Source organism: Sutcliffiella halmapala, from assembly GCF_050107295.1.
Taxonomy (GTDB): Bacteria; Bacillota; Bacilli; order Bacillales; family Bacillaceae_I; genus Sutcliffiella_A; species Sutcliffiella_A halmapala_A.
The window spans coordinates 1-23,649 of sequence record NZ_JBNIKR010000011.1; the positions used below are offsets into that span (position 1 = coordinate 1).

Below are 23,649 nucleotides of genomic sequence, written 5' to 3' on the forward strand. Positions count from 1 at the left end.
GAAAGGTTAAAGTGATTCCCTTTAACCTTTCTTCTCGGGGCAACCAAGCGAATGCGCGGTAGAAAATGAAATAATGAGATAACCCTAGAAAGACGGAGTAAGTGTCCAAACTTAGGGGGTTGAACCGGAAAACTTCTTTATCGGGCGCAAATTCCAAAATTCGGGCGAAAAATCCGGGAAATCGAGCGTAACTGCATAATCTGTCTTAGCACTTATGAAAAGAGGGCGGAATTTTTAGAGATGACTTTTGGTATTTAAGCTATCTAGCTGTTGATTGGAGCAATAGGCGAAGACTCCAGCACCGCCCCGAGGAAAGCGCAGCCTAGTGCGGAAATCAACAGCGGTGCTATAAAGATCCGTTATCTAACCTAACAATTTTTATCTTTTAGAAGCAAACCATTTCGCAATTGACGTCGTCTTATTATACACTGTATATAGGAATAAACTTTCAGAAAGAAAAAGATGTTGGAGGATACTATGAAGCTTATAGATCAGACCCTTGTCCAAACCGAATTAGATAAGCTGGCAAATGCAGATGTGTATCTGCATCTCGAGACGACGAATGGTGCTTATGCAGGCCATCACAATACAGGGTTGCCTGTTGGTGCATTTATCAGGAATGTCCAATTGAAGTTTGAGCGGGGAAAAATAATCGGAATCAACCCATATAGAGTGGGATTGAAGTTAGAGCATGGTTGGGTGTACGCGGAAGGTGTGACCCATTATGAAATAGATGATAAAAATCGCCTACTATTAGCAGGATTGAATCCCGAAGGCAAATTGGCAGTGGCACTTCAGTTAAGTAGAGAGCCTTTCTAAAAGGAACGTACCTCTCGTGAAAAAGGAGAGATTTAATATGCAAGCAGAAAAACACGTACTTGTCGTATTTCCACACCCGGACGATGAGGCATTCAGTTCATCCGGTACAATAAAGCAATTCACTCAGAGTGGTGTTCCTGTCACCTACCTATGCGGCACACTTGGACAAATGGGGAGAAATCTAGGCAATCCGTTATTCGCGAACCGGGAAACGCTTCCGGAAGTCAGGAAAAAAGAGCTTGTGGATGCATGTAAGGTAATGGGCATCCAGGATCTCAGAATGCTTGGATTACATGATAAGACGTTGGAATTTGAAGATGAGAATTATTTGGCGGACATCATTGGGAAGGTTTTAGAGGAAGTAAAGCCGTCCTTGCTTTTAACCTTCTATCCAAAGCATGGTGTTCATCCAGATCATGATGCTATGAGCAATGCGGCTGCACTTGCCGTATCACGCATGCCGAAAGAAGAACGACCGGTAATCTATGGTAAAGCCATTCTGAAAAACAGCGTGGACCTGATCGGCCACCCTGATATCACGATTGATATCAGGGATGTTGCAGAAGACAAGCTGAAGGCCATTAAAGCACACAAGTCCCAAACAAGCGGATGGGTGGAGCTGATGGAAAAACAATTGAAGGAAAATTCACCTGAGATTGAAGATTGGCTGTACCGTGAAACTTTTTGGACGTATGAGACATAGAATATGAAATGATTAAAAGCTGCTGGGCACTAAATGAACCCAGCGGCTTTTTTTGTTTGCAAATCAAATCCATCAAATATTCTGAAAATATATTGACATTTGAAATGTTGAACGTTATTTTAATGTTGAACGTAATATATTACAGAAAGTTTTATGACGCTAATATTTCGTTATATTAATTTTCGCTAGAATAACAAGGCGGGTGATACAATGATTCTCCATGAAATAGAAACGGCTGATAGTAGAACCATGGCTGAGCTTCAGCTCGAACGATTAAAGATAACCCTGAACCACGTATACAGAAATGTCCCTTTCTATCAAAAGAAATTTGATCAACTGATGATAACACCTGACAAGATTGCTTCTCTCCAAGACATTCAACATCTTCCATTCACTACAAAGAAAGATCTTAGAGACCACTATCCATTCGGTCTTTTTGCAGTTCCCAGAAATGAAATTGTCAGGCTTCACGCCTCGTCAGGTACTAGCGGCAAGCCTACCGTAGTTGCGTACACACAAAAGGGTATCGATATGTGGAGTGACATTGTAGCCAGAAGCATAGCGATTGGAGGGGGAGAAAAAGGGGAGCTTCTCCATAACGCATATGGATATGGACTTTTTACTGGTGGACTTGGTCTTCACTATGGCAGTGAACGTCTAGGCATGATGACAGTTCCTGTATCCGGTGGAAATACCCAAAGGCAGATCCAGTTGATTGAGGATTTCAAGCCTTCCCTCATCTGCGGTACTCCGTCCTATTTACTTGCTGTTGCTGAAAAAATGGAGCAGCTCGGGAAAAATCCTGCTCAAACCTCCCTTAGATACGGTATTTTCGGCGCAGAACCCTGGTCAGAGGAAATGAGGATCACCCTAGAAAATAAATGGAACATAAAAGCATGTGACATCTATGGTCTCAGCGAAGTGATCGGCCCGGGTGTGGCGATGGAATGCCACGAGGCACAGGATGGACTTCATATAGCCGAAGACCATTTCTATACGGAAATCATTGATCCAGCGACGCTTCAGGTACTTCCGGAGGGCGAAGAGGGAGAGCTAGTTTTTACAAGTCTTACGAAAGAAGCTTTACCTATCATCCGTTATCGCACAGGGGATATTGCTTCGATTAAAAAAGAGTGGTGTGCTTGTGGAAGGACGACCATCAAGATGTCGCGAGTTAAAGGAAGGGTGGATGATATGCTGATTATCCGCGGTGTCAATGTCTTTCCTTCTGAAATCGAACATCACCTATTAAGCATTCCGGAACTGTCACCACACTATCAGCTTTTAATCTCAAAGGAAAACAATCTAGATTGTCTGGAAGTGGTGGTGGAAATCAATCAAACAGTCTTTAATTCTCAGGATGAATACGAAAATAGGGAAAATTTCAATTCTCTTTCACGGAAAATCGAGCAAGTCTTGAAAAACGGCTGCTATATTTCCGTACGTGCTGCTGTGGTGGCACCGGGCACTATCCCAAGGTCCGAGGGGAAAGCTATAAGATTAATAGATAAAAGAAAAGTAGCACAATAAAAATTCAGAACTTTCAGAGTTGATAAATGTATAACATTATATTATAATTTCGTTAAATAAACGTTATAGAAATAGGAGGCGGCGATCATGACCAATTCACTTTCGTTTGACCGCTTAACAGGAGAAGAAAAGCATCAGCACTTCATGAACCGGATCGAAGCTGGTGAAAAGATAGAGGCAGACGATTGGATGCCGGAAGAATACCGGAAAACCTTGATTAAACTAATCAGCATGCATGCAATCAGCGAAATAATGGGAGCGCTTCCAGAAAAGGAATGGGTCCCGAAAGCACCTACCCTGAAAAGGAAGCTAGGCATCATGGCGAAGGTACAGGATGAGATGGGGCATGGCCAGCTTCTGCTGAGAGTGGCGGAAGATCTCATGGAGCCTTACGGTAAAACCCGTGAAGAAATTATGCAGGATCTATTTTCGGGAGATTTGAAGTTTCATAATGTCTTCCATATGGAGGCCCCTACATGGGGAGATGCAGGACTGATTGGATGGCTGGTTGACGGAGCAGCGATCATCTCTCAGACCAATATGCTAGATGCATCCTATGGACCATATGCCCGGGCATTGAAGCGCATTTGTGCCGAGGAAGTGTTCCATGCACAGCACGGAGAAGCGATCATCATGGCTCTTGCGGAAGGAACGGATGAACAGCGGGCAATGATTCAAGACTCCATTAACCGATGGTGGGATGCGCTCCTTATGTTCTTTGGGCCAGCTGACGCATCCACAACAGGAACATCAAAACAGGATATTACAATGAAATACAAAATCCGAACTAAGAGTAATGAAGAACTGCGACAGGATTTTTTCACCAAATATATTCCCCGGGTGTTATCTTTGGGGCTGACAATTCCGGATACAACGATGCATTACAGTGAAGAAGAGCAGAAGTGGGTCTATCATCAGCCAGATTGGAGCCACTTCAAGGAAATCATCAAAAATAACGGGCCGAAATCCAAGGACCGCCTGCGGCTACGGGTCATTTCGCATGAAAACAATGCATGGGTCCGTGAAGCACTGAGCTCTGAGACCAATGCAGGCTAGAAAGGAGGAATAATGTTGAGCACTAAAGGATTTTATCAGGAATATGAAGTGTTCTCAAAAAGAACGCACACTTCCCCAATGCAGTACCAATTCAGCCTTCTTGCCCCAAACGCGGAGCTGGCACTTGTCATGGCGCAGGAAAATTTTATGCGCCGCGAACCGGTGGTGGATATCTGGGTGGTGAAAAGGTCGGCAATGAGAAAGATGACACAGGAAGAGCGTGAGACCTTACAGAGAATCGATAACAAGGATTACCGGAACACAAAAGGGTATGGCTATCTGAAAAAGAAGTGGCGTCATTATGAACAGGAAATGCTCGATGAAAAAGAGATCATGTCCTGGGGAGGGAAGCTGAAGCAATGAATATAGCAAACGTAGAGGAAGCGAAAAAGGATAAAGCGTACCATAAGGCCTTGACGCAGCTATTGTATCAGCTCGCCGATGATGATTTTATCATCGCCTACCGTGGTTCGGAATGGCTCGGCCTTGCTCCGCATATTGAAGAGGATGTCGCGTTCTCTTCCATTAATCAGGATACGATGGGGCATGCGGCTATGTTCTATCAATTACTTGAGGATCTGGGTGAAGGGGACATGGATGCCCTGGCACATGCCCGCAATGCAAAAGCCCGGGTCAATGCCGTTGTTCTGGAATTGGTGAACGGGCCTGGTAACTATTTGAAGGAACCGAAATATGACTGGGCTTTTGCCGTAGTCAGACATTTTTTCTATACTCAAGCGAAGAAGCTGAAGATGGAGTCACTTAAAAACTCCTCCTATGAGCCTTTGAAGCATGTTGCCATCAAGGTGAACATGGAGCTTTACTATCATCTCCTTCATTGGAGAACCTGGTTTACCCAGCTCTGTCAGGCAAACGGCGATGCAAAATCAAGGATGATGGCTGCGGTGGATAAAGTTCTTGCCGATTTTGACGGGGTACTGACGCTTGGACCGGATGCCGCTCAGATTTCTCACTTTGGCCTTCTGGAAGGGGAAGAGGTTCTACGCCAGCGCTTCATCCAGACCATGACAGATGTTTTTGAAAAGGTGGATCTACCTCCTCTTGAAAACAAGTTGGGCATGAAAAATGGGGATGGTCGAAAGGGAGAGCATACAAAGGATCTGGAGGAAGCCATTCTTACATTAGGTGAAGTGTATAACAGTAATCCAGCGGCAGTCTGGTAAAAGGTCATGAGAAGTGAAGATGGACATACACTATTGAGGGAGCCCTTTTACTCCAATAAAAGGAATGAGTCGCATATGAGAGACAACATAAAGCTTGAAAGAGTATGGGAACAACTCCAGTCAGTGAAAGACCCTGAGATTGATTCGGTCAGTGTGGTCGAATTGGGGATGGTAGAGGATATCATCCTGGATGAGGGAAATGTAAAGATCAACATGCTGCCCACTTTCATGGGCTGCCCCGCGTTGGATATTATCAGGAAAAACGTAGAAAAAGAGATTGGTAATCTAGCACTTTTTGAACTAGTGGAGGTAGTTTTCATCTATGAGCCGCCTTGGACTTCCGACCGTATCTCAATTGTAGGCCGGGAGAAATTAAAGGAATTCGGCATTGCTCCTCCGCCGGAATTGGATAAGAACGGAGAATGGCATGTGGATTGTCCTTACTGCGGCTCCACCTATACGACCATCGATAATATTTTCGGTCCAACTGCCTGCAGAAGCATCCTATATTGCAAGGGATGCAAAAACCCGTTCGAAGCAATGAAACCCATATCCACCATGATGTAAAAACTGGTGAAAGAAGCTTACTGGAGACAAACTCTATTAAGCTTACTACATAAAAAAAGGAGAGTTATAAAATGGTAAAACTAATCGCACTTTACAAGCACCCTGAAAACAAAGAGGCATTTGATCAGCATTATTTTGAAACACACGGTCCTGTCACACAGAAGATTCCTGGACTACGCAAGATGGAAGTGACAAAAGTGGTGGGAAGCCCAATGGGTGGCGAAGGCAAATACTACTTGATGTGTGAAATGTACTATGATAGCCATGATGCATTGAAGCAGGCAATGAGAACGGATGAGGCGAAAGCATCCGGGAAGGATTTAATGAAATTTGCTGGTGATCTGGTTACCCTGATGATCGGTGAAGAAGTGAATGAATAACAGATTCGAATTTCTTGATGTCTCGGTACAGGGTTCGATTGGAATTGTCGCGTTAAATCGTCCGAAAGTGTTGAATGCGATCAATCGCCCGATGGTATCGGAAATCGTATCCATCATCGAGGAGTTTGACCGCAATAATGAAATAAGAGTCATCGTGCTTTGCGGGCATGGCAGGGCTTTTGCTGCCGGGGCTGACATTGATGAAATGGCAGGTGCGGGTGCCATCGAACTCGAGCTGTTAAATCAGTTCACCGAGTGGGACCGGCTTGCATGGGTGAAAAAACCGATCATCGGGGCAGTGCAAGGTTTTGCCCTGGGTGGAGGGTTTGAATTGGCACTTTGCTGTGACATTCTGTTTGCCGCACATGATGCAGAATTCGGATTTCCTGAGATCAGTCTTGGTGTGATGCCTGGAGCAGGCGGTACGCAAAGACTGACTAAATTGATGGGAAAATCAAAGGCAATGGAATGGCTTTTGACTGGAGACAGAATGAGCGCGAAAGAAGCATTGCACTACGGGGTCATCAACCGGATTGTTGCAAAAGAATTGCTACAGGAGGAAACCTTGAAATTTGCCAATAAAATTGCAAAACAGGCTCCACTTTCCCTGCGCCTGATCAAGGAGTCCGTGTTAAAAGCGGTGGACTATTCCGTGTTTGAAGGAATGCAATATGAACGGAAGAACTTTTATCTGCTATTCGCATCCAAGGATCAAAAAGAAGGAATGCGTGCTTTCCAGGAAAAGAGAAGGCCAAACTTTGAGGGAGAATAAGGAGGCCAGTCATGTTTGAGACAATCACTTACACGATTGAGAACCAGGTAGCCTGGATCAGGCTGAACCGACCGGATAAATTGAATGCGTTTACAGAACAGATGAACAGGGAGATCCAGAAGGCAATCAAACAGAGCAATACAGACCCAACAGTACGTTCGATTGTAATTACAGGGGAAGGAAGAGCATTCTCCTCTGGCCAGGACCTGGCAGAAGTTGATGAAAACATGGATCATGGTGAGGTGCTTCGAACGAGGTATGGTCCGATGATGAAGGAGCTTGCACGTTGTGAAAAGCCGGTCATTGCTGCCGTTAACGGTGTGGCAGCAGGTGCTGGTTTCAGCCTGGCGCTGGCTTGTGACTTCAGGCTCATGAGCGACAAGGCAAGTTTTGTTCAAGCCTTTATTCATGTCGGCTTGATTCCTGACTCTGGAAATCTCTATTTCCTCCCTAAACTTATCGGGAATGCCAAAGCACTGGAGCTCGCCGTTTTTGGGGAGAAGATACGGGCAGAGGATGCGAAAGAGCTGGGTCTTGCAACCAGAGTCATACAGCAGGAAAACTGGGAGGGCGAAGTGAAGGCATTTGCAGAGCGTCTGGCCTGCATGCCCACTCAGGCGATCGGTTTGATTAAACGTTCCCTTCAAGCAAGCTGGGCGATGAATTTTGATGAGTACCTGGAGCATGAGGCATTTGGACAAAGAATAGCCGGTCTATCAGACGATCATAAGGAAGGCGTTACATCCTTTGTGGAAAAACGAAAACCTGTATTCAAAGGAAATTAATAAAATTATAAGGGGATGAGCAAATATGGCAACTGTAAAAGAAGCAAAGCTGGAACAACTGGATATGAAGCGTGACGCGTATCAATTGATTATCGGTGGTCAAAGAGTGGATAGCTCCACAGGAGAAACTTTTACAACCTATAATCCTGCAACAGGAGAAGCAATCGCCACAATCGCCAAAGCTTCCAAGGAGGATGCCGAAAAAGCGGTGGAAGCTGCCAGAAACGCATTCGACAAAGGGAAGTGGAAGCTGTTCCCGTTAAACAAGCGTACAAGAACGTTGAATAAAATTGCTTCCATCATGCGTTCCCGTTTTAACGAGCTGGTAGAATTGGAGATTCTGGATACAGGGAAATCCCTTTCTGCTGCACAAGGTCAAGTGATGCAGGCTATTGAGGATTTCGAATTCTACGCAGGGGCAATTGTCGGTCATAGAGGATCCGTCAACAACGTTCCAGGCCAATTCCAGAATATTACCGAAAAAGAGCCAGTGGGAGTTTGTGCGCAAATCATTCCATGGAACTATCCATTAATGATGGCTGCATGGAAGGTAGCTCCTGCTATTGCAGTTGGTTGTTCCGTTGTGGTTAAGCCAGCTACACTGACACCTCTTACTGCAATCGTTCTTGGTGAGATCTGCATCGAAGCAGGAGTACCGGAGGGTGTAGTCAACATCATCCCTGGTGCAGGATCGGAAGTAGGAAACTATCTGGTTGAGCACCCGTTGGTGGATAAAGTGGCATTCACAGGATCCACGCCAATCGGTAAGGATATTATGGAAAAGGCGTCTAAAACCCTGAAGCGCGTTACATTGGAGCTTGGCGGTAAATCTCCGAATCTCGTATTTGAAGATGCAGACATCGATGCAGCAGTGGATGGATCCCTTTTCGGTATTTTCTACAACACAGGACAATCTTGTGAAGCCCGTTCCCGCCTGTATGTACATGAGAACATCTATGATACGTTCATGGAGAAGTTCGTAGAAAAGGCTAAAAAGCTATCCCTTGGCGATCCGTTTGCCAAAGAAACACATATTGGGGCTGTCATCAACAAAGGCCAGCTTGATGTCATTGACGGGTATGTCCAGTCAGCGAAAGAAGAAGGGGCAAATATCGTGCTTGGCGGAAAAGTTGCCCAAGTGGAAGGTTTTGAAAATGGTTTCTGGTATGAACCTACCATCATTACTGGTGTCAATCATGACATGAAGGTTGTCAAAGAAGAAATCTTTGGCCCGGTCGTCGTAGTAATGCCATTCAGTGATGAAAAAGAAGCAATCAAGCTAGCGAATGACAGCGAATACGGCCTGGGATCTGCAATTTGGACAAAAGATTACGGTCGTGCAACCAGAGTTTCCAAACAGATCCAAGCTGGAATCGTTATGGTAAACTGCCCGTTCTCCGCTTTCCCTGGAACACCATTCGGCGGCTACAAGCAATCCGGCTTCGGTCGTGAGCTTTGCATTGAAACCCTGGACCTTTACACAGAAACAAAGAGTATCATCTCCTACTTCGGGAACCGTCCTCTGAATCCGTTTGGAGTGTAAGTATAAAAAATAGAAGCAAAGGGGCGGGTCCCCTTTGCTTTTTTAAAGTGACACTTTAGAAAAGGGAGGCAGCTTCTATGGAAAATATTATTGTTATCGGTTCTGGAGTGATGGGTAGAGGAATTGCGTATTCAAGCGCGCTTGGAGGATTTTCCACCACGCTGGTTGATGTAAAAGAGGAGCAATTAATGGGAGCAAAGAAAGAAATTCAGCAGATTATCGATAAGGGAGTGGAACGCGGCAAGCTGTCTGAGACGGATGCCGACGCCATTAATGAAAGACTAGCCTATTCGGTTCATCTGGAGGATGTAGTGAAGGAAGCTGATCTGATTATTGAGGCAGTTCCAGAAAATATCGATATCAAAAACTCTGTTTTTGAACGTATCGATCAGCACGCACCGTCACACTGTCTGTTTGCTTCCAATACCTCCACCATGAGTCCGACTGAGATCGGAAGCTTCACGAATCGACCGGAAAAAGTGATTGCGATGCACTTTTTTAATCCAGTACATAAAATGAAGCTCGTGGAAATTGTCCGAGGGCTGGAAACTAGCGATGAAACGGCATCCACTATCCGATCCGTTGCAGAAAAAATGGGTAAGGAAACTGTTGTTGTCAACGAATTTCCCGGTTTTGTCACAAGCAGAATCAGTGCCTTGGTGGGAAATGAGGCCTTTTATATGCTCCAGGAAGGAGTCGGAACTCCAGAAGAAATCGACAAAGCAATCAAATTGGGTTTGAATTATCCGATGGGACCTTTTGAACTTGGCGATCTTGTAGGATTGGATACCCGATTAAACAATCTGAAATACCTTCACGAAAAGCTAGGGGAAAAATACAGGCCTGCACCTCTATTGGAAAAGTACGTTAAGGCCGGCCGTCTTGGAAGAAAAAGCGGAAAAGGCGTCTATGACTATCAGAAAAAAGACTAGTAGGAAGGTGACATAATGAAAGAAGTGGTTATTGTAGATGCATGCAGGACCCCGATTGGCAGATATAAAGGAGCGTTAAAATCTGTTCGCCCGGATGACCTAGGTGCGATTGTCATCAAAGCACTGATGGACAGAAATCCTAATGTTCCTGCCGGGCAGATTGAAGAGGTCGTATTCGGAAATGCCAATCAGGCAGGAGAGGACAACCGAAATGTAGCAAGAATGTCCGCTTTATTGGCAGGACTGCCGGTTGAGGTGGCAGGAACCACCATAAACCGACTTTGCGGGTCAGGCCTTGACGCTGTCAATTATGCTGCACGAGCGATTATGGCTGGCGAAGGGGATATCTACATCGCAGGTGGTACTGAAAGCATGACAAGAGCTCCATTTGTCATGAAAAAACCGGATACTGATTTTCCTCGTGGAAATATGGAACTGCTTGATACCACAATCGGCTGGCGCTTTATCAACAAAAGATTGGAGAAGATGTACGGAGTGGATTCCATGCCACAGACAGCTGAGAATGTTGCGGTGGAATTCGGCATCTCCCGAGAGGATCAGGACAGGTTTGCCTATGAAAGCCAGCAAAAAGCCGATAAGGCCACAAGATCCAGCCGTTTTGCTGAAGAGTTGGTACCGGTATCGATTATAGACAGAAAAGGTAATGAAACAATCGTTGATAGAGATGAACATCCACGTCCGGAAACCAGTTTGGAGAAGCTTGGGAAACTTCGTCCTCTTTTTGATAATGGTACTGTTACAGCCGGAAATGCTTCCGGTGTAAACGATGGTGCCTCCGCTCTATTATTAATGAGTGCTGAGAAGGCTGCGGAATTAAAGCTAACCCCACTTGCCAGATATGTAACATCAGCAGTCGCAGGACTTTCCCCTTCCATTATGGGAATCGGTCCGATCTATGCGACAAGAAAAGCATTGCAGCGTGCCGGACTCACAATAGAGGATCTGGATCTGGTTGAATTGAACGAAGCATTCGCGTCCCAATCCCTGGAATGCATCCGTCAACTCGAGTTGGAGGAGCAAAAGGTGAACGTGAACGGTGGTGCGATAGCATTCGGTCACCCTCTCGGCGCAAGCGGCGCAAGAATCCTGACCACCCTTGTCCATGAAATGAATAAAAGGGAAGTCAAGTTTGGTCTCGCCACCATGTGTGTCGGTGTCGGTCAGGGAATTGCAACAATAGTAGAACGTATTGAAAAATCATAGAGCATGCCTCTCTATGATTTTTCGTATTTCCTATGACGCGTTACTTTGATAAAATGAAACTAATGTAATACGATTACTAGATTTTTTTCAAAAGAAGACTTGTTTCGAATAGATTGTTGTTTGTCGTACCAGGTTCCCCTCGATAGACAAGTATCATCGTGCTCTTTTCCTAAGAGATGATACGAAGGAGGTTAGCAATCTTTATGATATAGTAGGTAAAAAATCCAAAAGCCGATTTTTTACTGGAGGCAAATAGCAATAATATATACGAAAAGAGCTTAAAAGAAAGAGGATGCAGGATGAACACAAGATCGATGATTTTCACGTTATACGGAGACTATATCAGGCATTATGGAAATAAAATCTGGATCGGGAGCCTGATCCGGCTACTAAAGGAATTTGGCCATAACGATCAGGCCGTTCGTGCAGCCATTTCAAGAATGAATAAACAGGGATGGGTCCAGGCAGAGAAAAAAGGAAACAAAAGCTATTACTACTTAACGGAGCGTGGCGTCAAACGGATTGAAGAGGCCGCTAAGCGTATCTTTAAACTGAAGTCTGAAACCTGGGACGGGAAATGGCGTATTCTCATGTACACCATCCCCGAAGAAATCCGCAGTGTAAGGGATGAACTTCGCAAAGAACTGGTTTGGAGCGGCTTTGGCACCCTTTCCAACAGCTGCTGGATTTCACCGAATGCCTTGGAAAAGTCGGTTCAGGATCTTATACATAAATACGAAATAGCAGAGTATGTCGACTTCTTCGTATCCGAATATAAAGGCCCGCATGAAGATAGCCGATTGGTCACTAAAAGCTGGGATCTTCATGAGATCAACGGTAAATACCAGGAATTCATCCAGGAATACAGCCAAAAGTACATTATCGATAAAAACAAGATTTTAAAAGGCCAGATGTCCGATGCAGAATGCTTTGTGGAACGTACCAAGCTAGTGCATGAATATCGAAAATTCCTATTCGTAGACCCAGGTCTGCCCGAGGAACTGCTTCCTGATATGTGGCTCGGAAGCCATGCAGCTGCACTCTTCAGTGAATACTATAAGGAGCTTGCAGAACCGGCTTCGCGTTTCTTTGAAGGGGTATTTGAAGACGGCAATGAATTGAGCTTTAAAGATAAAAAATATGATGTACTAGATCATCCTTATATCATAGAATGATTTGGATTTCATGTGAGAGGGAGCAGGCTGGATGCGCGCTCCTTTTTTTGTTTATTCTGACAATCAGTATGTGGTAAAATAAGGATATTGAATAAGGCTATATGATTAAGTAAATTGAAACAAATTTATTAATGGGTAAGCTCTATATGACCCGAAATAAGAAGAAGTCTTGAGTGATGCTGATTTATTACTCGATGAAAAAATAGAAGTGTATGAGAAGTGATTAGTTAAATAAAAACTATAGGAAGAATTACCATTAATTATTTGAATTTTTAGTATAATCTGAAACCCATAAGGATCCTCGTTCGTACATATATTGGATGAAGTTGGAAAGTGAGGGGATGTTTATGTACTACGGAATGGAACCTATATTATGGCTGAAACTGCTACTGGTGTTATGTGTATTTGGAGTGGTCTTATATTTCTTTAATTCTATGATGAGAAAGTTACTGAAAGTGGAGAAGAAAAAATTCTTTTCATACAACCATATCAATGAAAATCATAAAAAAATTGATTGGACTATCAGAATAATCTTTGTCGGAAGTATACTTGTTGGATATTTCTTAAATGTACAAAATGACCTCTCCCAGGGCTATTGGTTTTTGGAACCATATTTTTTACTGTTTCTTTTTATCATCCTGTCTGAAATAGCTACAGCCATTATGGAGTGGAAATATGCCAAAAATAAAAATGCATATCTATACACTATTTTTCAATTACTGTTTATTGTTACTTTCATATTAATAATGTTCTCTACTGATTTCTTCGGAATAATAAAAGGTTAAGACAGGTAAGAATGGAAAAGGAGCGACGGAATGATTAACTTTACGGGGACGCCAGTTTTAGAAACTCATCGATTGATTCTTAGAAAGATGGAACTTAACGATACGCAAAGTGTTTTCGAAAATTGGATTTCGGACGAACGGGTGAGTGACAATCGAGTCAATGCAGCACATAGAACCGTCTCTGAGACATCAGAGAGGGTGGAGAAAATTGTTAATGGTTATGACAATAAAGATTTTTGTTACTGGGCGGTTGAATTGAAATCCAGTGGTGAGCTGATCGGTGAAATGGATCTGTATAACTTTGACGATGCTACGGGAAACTGTGAGGTCAGTTATTCGCTTGGCTACAATTGGTGGAATCAGGGATATGCGACAGAAGCTTTGGGAGCTGTTGTGGAATTTGGCTTCAGGCATATGAACATTCATAAGATTTCTGCTGCACATAATACAGATAATCCAGCTTTTGGGAGGGTAATGGAAAAGGTTGGGATGGGACAGGAGGGAGTAATCCGCCACATGATCCGCAATTCCAAGAATCAATACAAAGATTGTGCGGTTTATGGGATACTGCAAGAAGATTATTTCAAAAATACATAGAAGCTGATGAGGAGAAAATATGAAAAACCTATGCAAAATAATAACAACATCAATGCTGGTATTTACTCTGGGTGCTTGTAGCAGTAACGAAACTGTCTCAAAATCCAATACCGTTTCTGTGCATGAATTATCAGAGAAAGAGAACGCAATACTTTCGACTACTTCAGATAAATCCTTTATATTCAATTTCAAAGTTGATGATGAATATAAAGAAGTAAGGGTATGGATTGAAAAATATGAATCTGGTGTATTGGTTGATGATAGATTAAACCTTATAACAACAGAGGGAGAAGAAAATGGTTCCATTATCTTCGCTACCTCCAAAAAAGACAATTCCCAAAAGCCACTCATCTTTAATATCGGTATCAGCAGCGACGGCAGTACAAGTTCGATTAGTAGCTTTGATACAGATTCAGTTGAATTGGATAATATGGCAAGCACTTGGAGCCACATTCCAGAGAAAATCACTCAGATTGAAGGAGAATTGGTATTGGCTAGTATTTGTTATTCAAGTAATGGTGAAATGACTTCACTTACCCAAGATTTCTACAAAGATGTCGATGCTCATATGAACGAGCTAGAAAAATATGACGTTGTATATTTATTAAAAACTGAATTTATCAATTGAGAGTATATTTTATATCATAAAATGGGGGCGATTACTGCAAAATAATCAATATATTAAGAGGAGGGCAATATGGGAGAACTAATTAATATTAGAGGGAAAGAAATTAATTTGGAAAAAACATGGGGATCCATCATCACCTCCATTATTATATTTACATGGGGGACCAGGCGCTAGCTGCTATGACTTTATGCATTTTAGGCAGAAAGGTTGAGCAAATCATTGTTGTTAGTTGGTATAGACCAACGAGGTGTTCTGCGATCAGAAGCTCTTAATAAAGACGAAAAGTTAAGCCCAAACGATATAGTAGAAGATTTAGAAGAGCTCCGAAAGAAACTATCAATCTCCTCATGGTCTGTTTTAAGCCATTCTTTTGGAGGTTATTTAGCCGTTTTATATGCTTCAAAGTATCCTATGTCTATAGATAGGTTGATTTTTGAAAGTCCAGGTTTTGATTTTCATTTAGTATTGCATTCATTATTAACACAGGCTTCGGTTGTCTTTGAAAAAAATAATAAATATGATGAGGCTGAAACAACAAGGAAATATGTTAATTCGAAACTGGATACTCCTAGATTAATGGAGGTTTGGCTTGAAACAGGAGGTGAATTAGGAGCAAATAGAAATGATTTATATTTTTATGGTTCTGAAAAAAATGTTTTTGAAACATTATTTAGTAATGCATCAATGGAAATACAGAATCGTTTGCCACAAATTCAGTCACATTTTACTAAGCTACATGAAGACCAAACCATGTATAAATCAGTTTTAAATGAATTATCCAGGTTGCCACATCAATCACTGATCATTACCAGCACACATGATTTCGTCTTTTGTGAACAACAACTTAAATTTGTTATAGATTATGTAGATAATGCCACTATAAAAACTTTTAACAGAAGTGGTCATTTCCCTAGGATAGAAGAGTCAGAGAAGTTTACACATGTCGTAAAGGAATTTTTATTAAAATAAATCTAGTAAATGCCAATAAGGGAGCATAATCAAACGTATTTGTTTTTATTTTAGGAACATAGTTATCTGTCCCTTTAATTATTACGTACTGTACTTAATAACGGTGAGCAAAGACTAACAACTTTTGGGGAGAGGGGGATTGGAATGAAAAATCTACGAGGGGGTTCTGGTCTTGACCGTAACGGTTTTATTGTAAGTGACGTTAGTTTAGAAAAAATCAAATATGATTATATACAGTGCATAAAAGACTCTGTCGAGAGACTTCAAAAGTTGTTTCCACGCAAATTGCATAGCGTTTATGTATACGGTAGTGTAGCGAGAGGTGATGCGTTGCCATGCAAATCAGATTTGGACCTACTCGCACTTTTTGATGGCAATCTGAGTCAAGAGGAATTTACTGAATTAAAGACACTTTCTAGTGATCTTTCTCATACATATCGCTTTTTGGTTCGTGAGGTTGGGATAGCTGTGGCATATTATGACTATGCACTCGATCCGGTGAATTACTACGAACAAGCATTTCTTAAGGAGCTCTGTGTATGTGTGCACGGCGAAGATCTGCGCGGTCGATTTGGTCCATACAAACTTACACCGGAAATAGCAATAAGTTTCAATGGAGATATTTGTGAAGTTCTTAATCGGACAATAAGTCGGTTGGAAACTGTTTCTACGGTTGAGTTTAAATCAATTTCACAAGGCTTCGCTCGAAAATTGATTCGTACATACTATTCAATGGTAATGGCGCGTTCTCAGATTTGGTCGACACTGTTTCACGAGCAATCAGAAATATTCATCCACCATTTTCCTGATAAAAAACCTATAATTTGTACATTGCAGGATTGGATAGAGCAACCGCCGACAGACAGAAGAAAAGTAATAGAAACCTTTAAGAGGGAAGGTAATTGGGCTTGTGTGAATTTTGTACGTGAAGCACATAATTTTTAGTAAACAAATGGGAGTGGGTGTGTCCAAAAGATTACATATTATATTTTAAGACTAAGGAAGACGAAAGGTGGTAGTCAGTTGAACCAAGATAAAATGTCTATCATATCTTTTGCCCCTAAATATGCAGAAGAAACAGTAAATATGTGGCGAGATAGTAAGTACGAGGCCATTGGTTTGGAAGAGTCTCATAGCTTTGAAAGTCATGTTTACTTTTTAAATCATATCTTATCTAAAGAATTTCAAATTGATATAGCGTTAGTAGACGAAAAAGTGGCTGGGATAATTGCCTATAATGACTTTCATATAAGCCAATTATATATTCATATCGCTTATCAAGGATTAGGCATAGGGAAGAGATTACTTGAAAAAGCAAAAGAACAATCTGCGGGAAAATTAACATTATACACATTTGAGGTAAATAAGAAAGCACAACAATTCTACGAGAGGAATGGATTTGAAATTGTTGGCAGAGGGCATGAAAATGAAGAAAATTTGCCGGATATTCTATATGCTTGGACCGCTGAAAAACTATGAATCAATTTGAATTTAGAAAGGGACCTTCTGAAAATCAAGAGATCCCATTTTTTTATCTAATTCTTAAGAAACGACTCTTCAAATATTTCTAAGAGATACTCCAGAGTGATAGGATCACTGTACGTGGATGCTTTGCTATTGATTTCGATTACCTGGCCATTTTTTACTGCAGGTATATTCTTCCATGTGTCGGTATCCAGGAAGGAGCTGTCGCTATCCGGGTTTTTACTTAAGACAATATAGTCACCGGCAAATTCGGGAAGGACTTCAGCAGAGAAAGTGTAGATCCCGGTTTCAAGTGCCATTTCCTCTACTTTCTCTGGCATTTTCAGTTCCATTGCCTGATAGATTATTTCTGACCCGCGTGCATAATTGTTTCCAAATACATAAAACTCCTTATTGCCATTTTCAATCACAGAAACGGTTGCATCTGCCCCGATTTTTTCACGAATTTCATCTCCTGAGGCTTTTGCCCGTGCAGTGAAATCATCTACCCAGTCTTTTGCTTCTTTTTCCTTGTTCAATAGTTTTCCAATCTCCACCTGCTGGGTCAAGTAATCCAATTTGCCCCATGTATAAACAACAGTTGGTGCGATATCGCCTAACTTATCAATATTTTTCATCCAGGATCCTACAATGATCAGATCCGGTTCGAGCTCGATAATCTTTTCCAGATTTTCATCAGAAACGATTTCTACGCCCTCCAGTTTCTCTTCAAATAGAGGGTTCATATTCGTCCACTCATCAATTCCCACCACATTGCCGCCTAATGCAAGGACATTGGGGCCGTTGGAAAGGGCAATGATTCTTTTCGGATCTTTCGGAACCTCCACAGGACCAGTTTCAGATTGGTATGTAATAGTTTCTTTTTCTGATTCAGAAGCTTGTTTGGTGTCGGCTGACTCGTTTTTCCCGCAAGCACTAAGAGTAAGTACGATTATTAGCAGGAACGGTATGTATAGCTTTTTCAAAGTAATTCTCCCCTTTTTTAAGTAGTAATGATTATCATTTTCAATTAACTCTATAAGAATATTAATCTTAATGAAAATCGTTGTCAATGGGATCTTTTCATTATTATCATTCGAGAAATTTGAATAAACAACAATTTTTGACAAATCTGGTGATATCCAAGAAGGAATAACAGTCCATTTTGTGGAAGTAATATAAGAGATTTGTGAATATGAAATACGGCAAAAGAATTTTGGAATGGCTGATGCAAAATAGATCAGGAGAGGTTCAAAGGAGTGGTTTCATGAAATTAGCAGAGGCATTAATATTGCGTTCAGATTACCAAAAAAGAGTGGAACAGTTGAAGAATCGATTGTTTCAAAATATAAGGGTCCAAGAAGGCGATCAGCCTAATGAGGAGCCAAAGGTGTTAGTGGAGGAATTGACGGAACTCTTGGTGAAGCTCAAGAAACTGATTCAAGATATTAATAGAACCAATTTACATACCAAGTTTGATCAGACACAGTCTCTTGCTGATGCGTTGACCACCAGGGACTTAATTGGTCAGGAAAGAAAGATATATAGTGAGCTGATAGAGCAGGCGACCGAGCGGCATGACCGCTATTCAAGGTCTGAGATTAAGTATGTGACAATCATAAATGTAAAAGAAACACAGAAGCATGTTGATGAATTATCACAAAAGTACAGACTGCTTGATGTCAAAATACAGGAGCTAAATTGGAAAACTGATTTAGTAGAAAAGTAAATTGTTTAACATAGCAAGCTGGTAGCGAAACACGAAAAGGCGAATACCAAACCTAGCAGCAGGTAAAAGTTGCATCAATGGTAGGGGTTACGGGGTGACCCTTGAGGTTCGAGGCCTTATTTTACAACTTAAACCCCAGTAATGTTACAGCATTACAATGTATTCAAACAACTTACTTCCAGGTATTGATTTTCGTTTCGTGAGGGTGGATAGGGGAAATAGAGTTCTATCTTTTTAACTGAGGCGTTGATCCAGAAGGATTGATGCCATTTGTTATTTATTTCTAGATGTATTAAATCGGATTTTAATAATATGGATTTGCAAAGAGGTGATCACATGGGGAAGCTGTTCTTTTATAGTGACCAAGTAAAGGAGTCTCCAGGGAATGTAAGAATGGATGAGTTACTTTTTGCTGGAATTGAGCCAAAAAATATAAAGATAGGTTACATACCATCTACGGAAGACAAGGAAAAAAAGTATTTCCATACAAAGGTACAATATTATCTTGAGTACGGAATCCAGTACTTTATGTTTTTTGACCTTTACAGTGAATTCGATCCATTGAAGATTAAAGAATTGCTCAGTTGTGACATCCTTTATCTTTCGGCAGGAAACCCAATTGAATTTAGAGAGGCAATTAAAAAACGCAAGATGGATAAGGTTTTACGAAATTACTTTGAGAAAGGTGGAATCATTGTAGGTGTGAGCGGAGGAGCTGTTCAACTTGGAAAGTCTGCGAATTTATTTCAACTTTTTATAGGTGATTCAAATGAAGATGAATTGGATACATTGAACTTTGTGGATTTTGAGTTTTTACCTCACTACAATCGCTGGAATGACGAATTTAAGCGAGAAGTTCTTTCATACTCTAAAACTGCTGGAACAACTGTTTATGCTGGAAATGACGGAGATGGGCTTATTGTCCATGAGGATGGCACTGTCCAAATGATAGGAGACATTGTTGTGATTAATGACCGCGGAAAAATTTCAAAATAATACGGAGGAATAGGAAATGAGTTACGTGATGGATTTAAGAGAATTGGTGGGGCAAAGGCCGTTACTACTACCTGGTTCAGTCGTCTTAATTGTAAATGAAAAAAATCAATTGTTATTGCAGCAAAGGAGAGACGGAAGCTGGGCATTGCCCGGCGGTCTAATGGAGGTAGGTGAAAGCCTGGAAGATACAGCAAGGAGAGAAGTGGAAGAAGAAACAGGGCTCATAGTTGGAGAATTGGAGCTGCTGACTGTATGCTCTGGACCTGAGTATTATTTAAAGTTATCAAACGGAGATGAGTTGTATTCCATAACGGCCGTCTATTTAACGTTTGGCGCAAAAGGTAGTCTTCAAATCGATTATACGGAGTCTAAGAATATGCAGTATTTTAATATTAATGATTTGCCTGAGGGGTTAAATAGGGCAAACCGCAATTATATCGAACCGTATCTGAAAAAAATGACAACTAAAGGAGCTACATAATCAAATAATGTTTTCTTATAAAGAGTATATATTTATGAATTGATAAATTTATCACATCCTCTTAACTTTCTTTATCCTCCAAATTAGAGATATAAAATATGAATACTAATAATTTCCCAAAAAGGTGATTCTACTCAAAGGAATCACCTTTTCTGTTCCCTCACACATTTTTCACAATTTTAGAGTAAAATAATGGGTAGTATGCTGGTTGGGAGTGTTACAGTATGAAAAATGTTTTTTTACTACTAGGAATTATGCTGGTTGCGTTAGTGGCAGGATGCTCCAGGTTTGATATCGAATTGCCTGAAATAGATAGCCCAGAATCAACTATTTATGTGACTCACTTAAAAGAGAATGCAATTACCGCCTTGGACATTACGAATGGAAGTCAGAAGAAAACAAATTTGCCTTTCAGGTTTTCTTCGATTGTGGAAATAGAACCTGGATATTTATTGGCGTCTGTTAAAGAAGAGGAACAACTGTTTGAAATAAATATAAAAGATGGTAAAATTACGCCGTTTGTGGACGTTGAAAAAGGGGTCATCGAGTTGGTGTATGATCTGGAAAACAGACTAGTTTATGCTGCCAATGGAAAGTCGAACAGGATCAGTGTGATAGATTTGGAAGGGAAAAAGGCAGTAAAGGAAATAGAAGTCGGAGAATATCCTTCTAAAATGTTCCTTGATAGTGAGAGGCTATATGTGCTAACTGCCGGGAGTGGGGAAGTGTATGTTTTGGATTCTACCACACACGAGGTAACGGGTTCATTTACAGTGAACGCAAGACCTGAAGGCTTACACTTTGATGGCACCTACATTTGGACAGGCGGCCATGGTGCCACAGGAGAAATGAATGAAAAGGTATTTGCCTATGACCCGGAAACAGGAAAGGAAATGATTTCTGTGAATACGGGACTAATGCCTATTCATATCTTACAAAACTCTCAGGATTCTCCAATATTTGTTCTTAGTCACGGGGATCACAGCTTGACAAAAATAAATACGGAGAACTATAAAGTGGAAGAGAAAATCGACGTTTGTGACAATCCAAGCTATATGATTGCGGATAAACAAAACATATATGTATCGTGCCTGGATGGGGACGAACTACTAATGGTTAATCAGGATACTGTAAATATTATGAACAGGTATAAAATTTCTAATGGTCCCTTTTTACTTTTCAAGGGAGGCGATGAGGAATGAACAACGCCTTACGGGTATTGGTCGTTGATGATGAAATGGATATGAGGGAACTACTTGGGATGTACCTGAGTAAAGAAAATTATCACGTTTTCTATGCAGAGAATGGAGAAGAAGCACTCGATACACTTTATATGAATGAAGTGGATTTGATTATTCTTGATGTCATGATGCCCGAAATGGATGGGTTTACAGCTTGTAAGAAAATCCGTGAGAAATATATGATTCCGATCCTGATGCTGACCGCCAAAAGCGATGAATGGGACAAGGTCAGAGGGCTGAAGCTTGGAGCGGATGATTATGTCATGAAGCCATTCAGTCCTAAGGAACTGCTTGCTAGGGTCGAAGCATTGCTGCGTCGTTCCAAGCAAGCATTCTTTGATGTGCTTTCCCATTCAGGCATCACTATCCAAAAAAGTGCAAGGCAAGTGGAGGTAAGCGGGGAAAGAGTAAACCTCGCGAGAAGGGAATATGATTTATTACTATTTTTAATGGAGCATGAGGGACAGGTGTTTTCCAGAGAGCAGCTTCATGATGTGATATGGGGATTGGATACGGAAAAGGGCTCATATCGAACCGTGGATACACATGTGAAAACCTTGAGATTCAAATTGAAGGAGGCAGGGGACCATATTAAAACAGTATGGGGCATCGGCTATAAATTTGAGAGGAATGAAGCATGAATCCACTTTCCATCCGCAATAGGATCTGGTTGACCATCATTTCTGTATCCGTCTTGACCATTCTGCTCGTAGTGGTGGTATCCTATTATCTCTATCAGACCTTATATATCGAAAAACAAACCGATACACTTATAAATCAAGGCCGTCTTCTGGAAGAGGTCTATTATGAAAGCCCGCAGGATGTTTTTTCGGAGCGATTGGAATGGATTGAACAAAGCTCGGAAACATCAATTATCTTTTCGAATGATCCGATGCAGCTTGCCAGTGGAGCGCCATTTGATTCCTTTGCAGAAGAGAACCTTATTTCCTTTTCGGAAAGGCAGGAATTATTAAAAGGGGAGACACTGATTTTTACAAAATATCATACAGGATTGGATCAAGAGATACGGGCAGTCGTCATTCCGTTGAACATTTCTGAAGGATTGGACGCCGTCATTTTTCTTTACATGCCATTAACAGCAATCACGGATGCCTTTCATCCAATTAGGAACTTTCTTCTTGTCGGCATGGTACTGATCATTGTGCTCTTAATACTAATAGGAAGAAAAATAACGAATAGAATTGTAAAGCCAATCAAGCAGATGGAGAAAATAGCAAAAGAAATTGCCCAAGGGGATTTTTCTAAAAGGTTAGCCGTCAATGGGTCGGATGAAATAGCCAGCCTAGGCAATTCGATTAATGTCATGTCAGCCAATCTGGAAGAGGAGGATAGAAAAAGGCGTGAATTCTTGGGAAATGTATCGCATGAATTGAGAACCCCGATCAGCTATCTGAAAGGCTACAGTGAGGCTCTGGGAGAAGGCATCATTACACCGGAAAAATACGTGCTGACTATCCAAAAGGAAACTGATAGAATGAATCTGCTCGTACATGACCTATTGGACCTTGCCCAATTGGAGGGAGAATCATATCCAATTACCGAGGAGCCGATCATATTTTCCGAACTTGTGAAAGAGGTCGTGAGCCGCTTTCAGTTAGAGCTGGACGAAAAAAATCTCACAACAGAAATCAATCTGGATGAAGAGGTAGTAGTAAACGGAGATCATGGTAGGTTGGACCAGGTAGTAGATAACCTCTTGAGTAATGCCATAAAGTATACCCCTGAAAAAGGAAAAATAAAAATTTCTGTCCTCTTGGAAAATACATTTGGGGTTTTGAATATAGAGGATGAAGGAATCGGCATCCCAAAAGAGGACTTGCCTTTTATCTTCGAAAGGTTTTACAGGGTAGAAAAAGCCCGGACTAGAAAAAGTGGCGGTACAGGCCTTGGGCTTTCTATCGTCAAAAAGATTGTACACAAGCATAATGGGGAAATTATCGTGGATTCACAGCTCGGAAAAGGGACAGTGTTCAAGGTGAAAATCCCTTTGTTCATGTTTTAAATCCTTCATTCTTTCTTCACAATTATCAATCAAACTATAAGCATACAGAAAAAAGCGTTGGAGGAG

Annotated in this window: 27 protein-coding genes; 26 read left to right on the forward strand and 1 reads right to left on the reverse strand. The window is 41.5% G+C overall.

What is annotated here, in order from left to right; translation table 11 throughout:
• The first annotated feature begins 477 nt into the window (after nt 1-477).
• The 20 genes from ACQCT5_RS17105 to ACQCT5_RS17200 all read left to right on the forward strand — a co-directional run bounded on the left by ACQCT5_RS17105 (nt 478) and on the right by ACQCT5_RS17200 (nt 17,128).
• The gene (locus ACQCT5_RS17105; protein WP_386645723.1) at nt 478-819 is read left to right on the forward strand and encodes a YojF family protein; all 342 of its coding nucleotides are present in this window, start codon (nt 478-480) and stop codon (nt 817-819) included.
• A gap of 37 nt (nt 820-856) precedes the next feature.
• Nucleotides 857-1,522: a bacillithiol biosynthesis deacetylase BshB2 gene (bshB2, locus tag ACQCT5_RS17110; RefSeq protein WP_499643475.1), complete on the forward strand. Its 666-nt coding sequence runs from the start codon at nt 857-859 to the stop codon at nt 1,520-1,522.
• A gap of 210 nt (nt 1,523-1,732) precedes the next feature.
• Entirely contained in the window at nt 1,733-3,052 is a 1,320-nt protein-coding gene (locus tag ACQCT5_RS17115; protein WP_499643477.1) for a phenylacetate--CoA ligase family protein, read from the forward strand.
• Nucleotides 3,053-3,139: 87 nt separating this feature from the next.
• Nucleotides 3,140-4,108: a 1,2-phenylacetyl-CoA epoxidase subunit PaaA gene (paaA, locus tag ACQCT5_RS17120; RefSeq protein ID WP_499643480.1), complete on the forward strand. Its 969-nt coding sequence runs from the start codon at nt 3,140-3,142 to the stop codon at nt 4,106-4,108.
• A gap of 12 nt (nt 4,109-4,120) precedes the next feature.
• Nucleotides 4,121-4,471 (forward strand): 1,2-phenylacetyl-CoA epoxidase subunit PaaB, encoded by a 351-nt coding sequence (paaB, locus tag ACQCT5_RS17125; protein ID WP_499643482.1) that lies wholly within the window; start codon nt 4,121-4,123, stop codon nt 4,469-4,471.
• The gene (gene paaC, locus ACQCT5_RS17130) at nt 4,468-5,292 is read left to right on the forward strand and encodes a 1,2-phenylacetyl-CoA epoxidase subunit PaaC (protein WP_499643484.1); all 825 of its coding nucleotides are present in this window, start codon (nt 4,468-4,470) and stop codon (nt 5,290-5,292) included. The genes paaB and paaC overlap by 4 nt, the downstream gene beginning before the upstream one ends.
• Before the next feature lie 75 nt (nt 5,293-5,367).
• Nucleotides 5,368-5,859 carry a 1,2-phenylacetyl-CoA epoxidase subunit PaaD gene (gene paaD, locus ACQCT5_RS17135; RefSeq protein WP_499643486.1) on the forward strand — a complete coding sequence of 164 codons (492 nt, stop codon included), beginning with the start codon at nt 5,368-5,370 and terminating at the stop codon, nt 5,857-5,859.
• A gap of 71 nt (nt 5,860-5,930) precedes the next feature.
• Nucleotides 5,931-6,239 (forward strand): EthD family reductase, encoded by a 309-nt coding sequence (locus ACQCT5_RS17140; protein ID WP_499643488.1) that lies wholly within the window; start codon nt 5,931-5,933, stop codon nt 6,237-6,239.
• Nucleotides 6,232-7,011, forward strand: coding sequence for an enoyl-CoA hydratase/isomerase family protein (locus tag ACQCT5_RS17145; RefSeq protein WP_499643490.1), 780 nt, complete (start codon nt 6,232-6,234; stop codon nt 7,009-7,011). Before ACQCT5_RS17140 ends, ACQCT5_RS17145 begins: the two co-directional genes overlap by 8 nt.
• A gap of 11 nt (nt 7,012-7,022) precedes the next feature.
• Nucleotides 7,023-7,796: an enoyl-CoA hydratase-related protein gene (locus tag ACQCT5_RS17150; RefSeq protein ID WP_499643493.1), complete on the forward strand. Its 774-nt coding sequence runs from the start codon at nt 7,023-7,025 to the stop codon at nt 7,794-7,796.
• 25 nt (nt 7,797-7,821) lie between these two features.
• A complete protein-coding gene (locus ACQCT5_RS17155; RefSeq protein ID WP_499643494.1) occupies nt 7,822-9,339 on the forward strand; it encodes an aldehyde dehydrogenase family protein in 1,518 nt (505 codons plus the stop codon).
• A gap of 77 nt (nt 9,340-9,416) precedes the next feature.
• On the forward strand, nt 9,417-10,271 hold the full coding sequence (locus tag ACQCT5_RS17160) for a 3-hydroxyacyl-CoA dehydrogenase (RefSeq protein WP_499643496.1): 855 nt from the start codon (nt 9,417-9,419) through the stop codon (nt 10,269-10,271).
• A gap of 15 nt (nt 10,272-10,286) precedes the next feature.
• Nucleotides 10,287-11,495 (forward strand): 3-oxoadipyl-CoA thiolase, encoded by a 1,209-nt coding sequence (pcaF, locus tag ACQCT5_RS17165; protein WP_499643498.1) that lies wholly within the window; start codon nt 10,287-10,289, stop codon nt 11,493-11,495.
• A 299-nt stretch (nt 11,496-11,794) separates the two neighbouring features.
• The gene (gene paaX, locus ACQCT5_RS17170; RefSeq protein WP_499643500.1) at nt 11,795-12,670 is read left to right on the forward strand and encodes a phenylacetic acid degradation operon negative regulatory protein PaaX; all 876 of its coding nucleotides are present in this window, start codon (nt 11,795-11,797) and stop codon (nt 12,668-12,670) included.
• A gap of 347 nt (nt 12,671-13,017) precedes the next feature.
• Entirely contained in the window at nt 13,018-13,455 is a 438-nt protein-coding gene (locus ACQCT5_RS17175) for a DUF4181 domain-containing protein (protein WP_499643502.1), read from the forward strand.
• A gap of 30 nt (nt 13,456-13,485) precedes the next feature.
• Entirely contained in the window at nt 13,486-14,052 is a 567-nt protein-coding gene (locus ACQCT5_RS17180; RefSeq protein ID WP_499643504.1) for a GNAT family N-acetyltransferase, read from the forward strand.
• A gap of 19 nt (nt 14,053-14,071) precedes the next feature.
• Complete coding sequence (locus tag ACQCT5_RS17185) at nt 14,072-14,680, forward strand: YgaN family protein (protein ID WP_499643506.1); 609 nt, start codon at nt 14,072-14,074, stop codon at nt 14,678-14,680.
• A gap of 219 nt (nt 14,681-14,899) precedes the next feature.
• Nucleotides 14,900-15,649, forward strand: coding sequence for an alpha/beta fold hydrolase (locus tag ACQCT5_RS17190; protein WP_499643508.1), 750 nt, complete (start codon nt 14,900-14,902; stop codon nt 15,647-15,649).
• A 144-nt stretch (nt 15,650-15,793) separates the two neighbouring features.
• Nucleotides 15,794-16,594: a nucleotidyltransferase family protein gene (locus tag ACQCT5_RS17195; protein ID WP_499643510.1), complete on the forward strand. Its 801-nt coding sequence runs from the start codon at nt 15,794-15,796 to the stop codon at nt 16,592-16,594.
• A 93-nt stretch (nt 16,595-16,687) separates the two neighbouring features.
• Nucleotides 16,688-17,128: a GNAT family N-acetyltransferase gene (locus ACQCT5_RS17200; protein WP_499643781.1), complete on the forward strand. Its 441-nt coding sequence runs from the start codon at nt 16,688-16,690 to the stop codon at nt 17,126-17,128.
• A gap of 56 nt (nt 17,129-17,184) precedes the next feature.
• On the opposite strand, the gene ACQCT5_RS17205 is transcribed toward ACQCT5_RS17200, so the two are convergent.
• Nucleotides 17,185-18,099: an iron-hydroxamate ABC transporter substrate-binding protein gene (locus ACQCT5_RS17205; protein ID WP_499643512.1), complete on the reverse strand. Its 915-nt coding sequence runs from the start codon at nt 18,097-18,099 to the stop codon at nt 17,185-17,187.
• A gap of 281 nt (nt 18,100-18,380) precedes the next feature.
• On the opposite strand from ACQCT5_RS17205, the gene ACQCT5_RS17210 reads away from it, so the two are divergent.
• From ACQCT5_RS17210 to ACQCT5_RS17235, 6 genes are all read left to right on the forward strand, one after another.
• Nucleotides 18,381-18,842 carry a DIP1984 family protein gene (locus ACQCT5_RS17210; RefSeq protein ID WP_499643513.1) on the forward strand — a complete coding sequence of 154 codons (462 nt, stop codon included), beginning with the start codon at nt 18,381-18,383 and terminating at the stop codon, nt 18,840-18,842.
• 336 nt (nt 18,843-19,178) lie between these two features.
• The gene (locus tag ACQCT5_RS17215) at nt 19,179-19,838 is read left to right on the forward strand and encodes a Type 1 glutamine amidotransferase-like domain-containing protein (protein WP_499643514.1); all 660 of its coding nucleotides are present in this window, start codon (nt 19,179-19,181) and stop codon (nt 19,836-19,838) included.
• A gap of 16 nt (nt 19,839-19,854) precedes the next feature.
• Nucleotides 19,855-20,319 carry an NUDIX hydrolase gene (locus ACQCT5_RS17220; RefSeq protein WP_499643516.1) on the forward strand — a complete coding sequence of 155 codons (465 nt, stop codon included), beginning with the start codon at nt 19,855-19,857 and terminating at the stop codon, nt 20,317-20,319.
• A 224-nt stretch (nt 20,320-20,543) separates the two neighbouring features.
• Nucleotides 20,544-21,521, forward strand: coding sequence for a YncE family protein (locus ACQCT5_RS17225; protein WP_499643518.1), 978 nt, complete (start codon nt 20,544-20,546; stop codon nt 21,519-21,521).
• Nucleotides 21,518-22,201 carry a response regulator transcription factor gene (locus tag ACQCT5_RS17230; protein ID WP_499643520.1) on the forward strand — a complete coding sequence of 228 codons (684 nt, stop codon included), beginning with the start codon at nt 21,518-21,520 and terminating at the stop codon, nt 22,199-22,201. Before ACQCT5_RS17225 ends, ACQCT5_RS17230 begins: the two co-directional genes overlap by 4 nt.
• A complete protein-coding gene (locus ACQCT5_RS17235; RefSeq protein ID WP_499643522.1) occupies nt 22,198-23,583 on the forward strand; it encodes a sensor histidine kinase in 1,386 nt (461 codons plus the stop codon). Before ACQCT5_RS17230 ends, ACQCT5_RS17235 begins: the two co-directional genes overlap by 4 nt.
• Nucleotides 23,584-23,649: the final 66 nt, after the last annotated feature.

Excerpts from the sequence above, each read along its gene's own strand:
- ACQCT5_RS17105 (WP_386645723.1), top strand. The coding sequence starts at position 478 with ATGAAGCTTATAGATCAGACCCTTGTCCAAACCGAATTAGATAAGCTG.
- bshB2 (WP_499643475.1), top strand. The coding sequence starts at position 857 with ATGCAAGCAGAAAAACACGTACTTGTCGTATTTCCACACCCGGACGAT.
- ACQCT5_RS17115 (WP_499643477.1), top strand. The coding sequence starts at position 1,733 with ATGATTCTCCATGAAATAGAAACGGCTGATAGTAGAACCATGGCTGAG.
- paaA (WP_499643480.1), top strand. The coding sequence starts at position 3,140 with ATGACCAATTCACTTTCGTTTGACCGCTTAACAGGAGAAGAAAAGCAT.
- paaB (WP_499643482.1), top strand. The coding sequence starts at position 4,121 with ATGTTGAGCACTAAAGGATTTTATCAGGAATATGAAGTGTTCTCAAAA.
- paaC (WP_499643484.1), top strand. The coding sequence starts at position 4,468 with ATGAATATAGCAAACGTAGAGGAAGCGAAAAAGGATAAAGCGTACCAT.
- paaD (WP_499643486.1), top strand. The coding sequence starts at position 5,368 with ATGAGAGACAACATAAAGCTTGAAAGAGTATGGGAACAACTCCAGTCA.
- ACQCT5_RS17140 (WP_499643488.1), top strand. The coding sequence starts at position 5,931 with ATGGTAAAACTAATCGCACTTTACAAGCACCCTGAAAACAAAGAGGCA.
- ACQCT5_RS17145 (WP_499643490.1), top strand. The coding sequence starts at position 6,232 with ATGAATAACAGATTCGAATTTCTTGATGTCTCGGTACAGGGTTCGATT.
- ACQCT5_RS17150 (WP_499643493.1), top strand. The coding sequence starts at position 7,023 with ATGTTTGAGACAATCACTTACACGATTGAGAACCAGGTAGCCTGGATC.
- ACQCT5_RS17155 (WP_499643494.1), top strand. The coding sequence starts at position 7,822 with ATGGCAACTGTAAAAGAAGCAAAGCTGGAACAACTGGATATGAAGCGT.
- ACQCT5_RS17160 (WP_499643496.1), top strand. The coding sequence starts at position 9,417 with ATGGAAAATATTATTGTTATCGGTTCTGGAGTGATGGGTAGAGGAATT.
- pcaF (WP_499643498.1), top strand. The coding sequence starts at position 10,287 with ATGAAAGAAGTGGTTATTGTAGATGCATGCAGGACCCCGATTGGCAGA.
- paaX (WP_499643500.1), top strand. The coding sequence starts at position 11,795 with ATGAACACAAGATCGATGATTTTCACGTTATACGGAGACTATATCAGG.
- ACQCT5_RS17175 (WP_499643502.1), top strand. The coding sequence starts at position 13,018 with ATGTACTACGGAATGGAACCTATATTATGGCTGAAACTGCTACTGGTG.
- ACQCT5_RS17180 (WP_499643504.1), top strand. The coding sequence starts at position 13,486 with ATGATTAACTTTACGGGGACGCCAGTTTTAGAAACTCATCGATTGATT.
- ACQCT5_RS17185 (WP_499643506.1), top strand. The coding sequence starts at position 14,072 with ATGAAAAACCTATGCAAAATAATAACAACATCAATGCTGGTATTTACT.
- ACQCT5_RS17195 (WP_499643510.1), top strand. The coding sequence starts at position 15,794 with ATGAAAAATCTACGAGGGGGTTCTGGTCTTGACCGTAACGGTTTTATT.
- ACQCT5_RS17200 (WP_499643781.1), top strand. The coding sequence starts at position 16,688 with ATGTCTATCATATCTTTTGCCCCTAAATATGCAGAAGAAACAGTAAAT.
- ACQCT5_RS17210 (WP_499643513.1), top strand. The coding sequence starts at position 18,381 with ATGAAATTAGCAGAGGCATTAATATTGCGTTCAGATTACCAAAAAAGA.
- ACQCT5_RS17215 (WP_499643514.1), top strand. The coding sequence starts at position 19,179 with ATGGGGAAGCTGTTCTTTTATAGTGACCAAGTAAAGGAGTCTCCAGGG.
- ACQCT5_RS17220 (WP_499643516.1), top strand. The coding sequence starts at position 19,855 with ATGAGTTACGTGATGGATTTAAGAGAATTGGTGGGGCAAAGGCCGTTA.
- ACQCT5_RS17225 (WP_499643518.1), top strand. The coding sequence starts at position 20,544 with ATGAAAAATGTTTTTTTACTACTAGGAATTATGCTGGTTGCGTTAGTG.
- ACQCT5_RS17230 (WP_499643520.1), top strand. The coding sequence starts at position 21,518 with ATGAACAACGCCTTACGGGTATTGGTCGTTGATGATGAAATGGATATG.
- ACQCT5_RS17235 (WP_499643522.1), top strand. The coding sequence starts at position 22,198 with ATGAATCCACTTTCCATCCGCAATAGGATCTGGTTGACCATCATTTCT.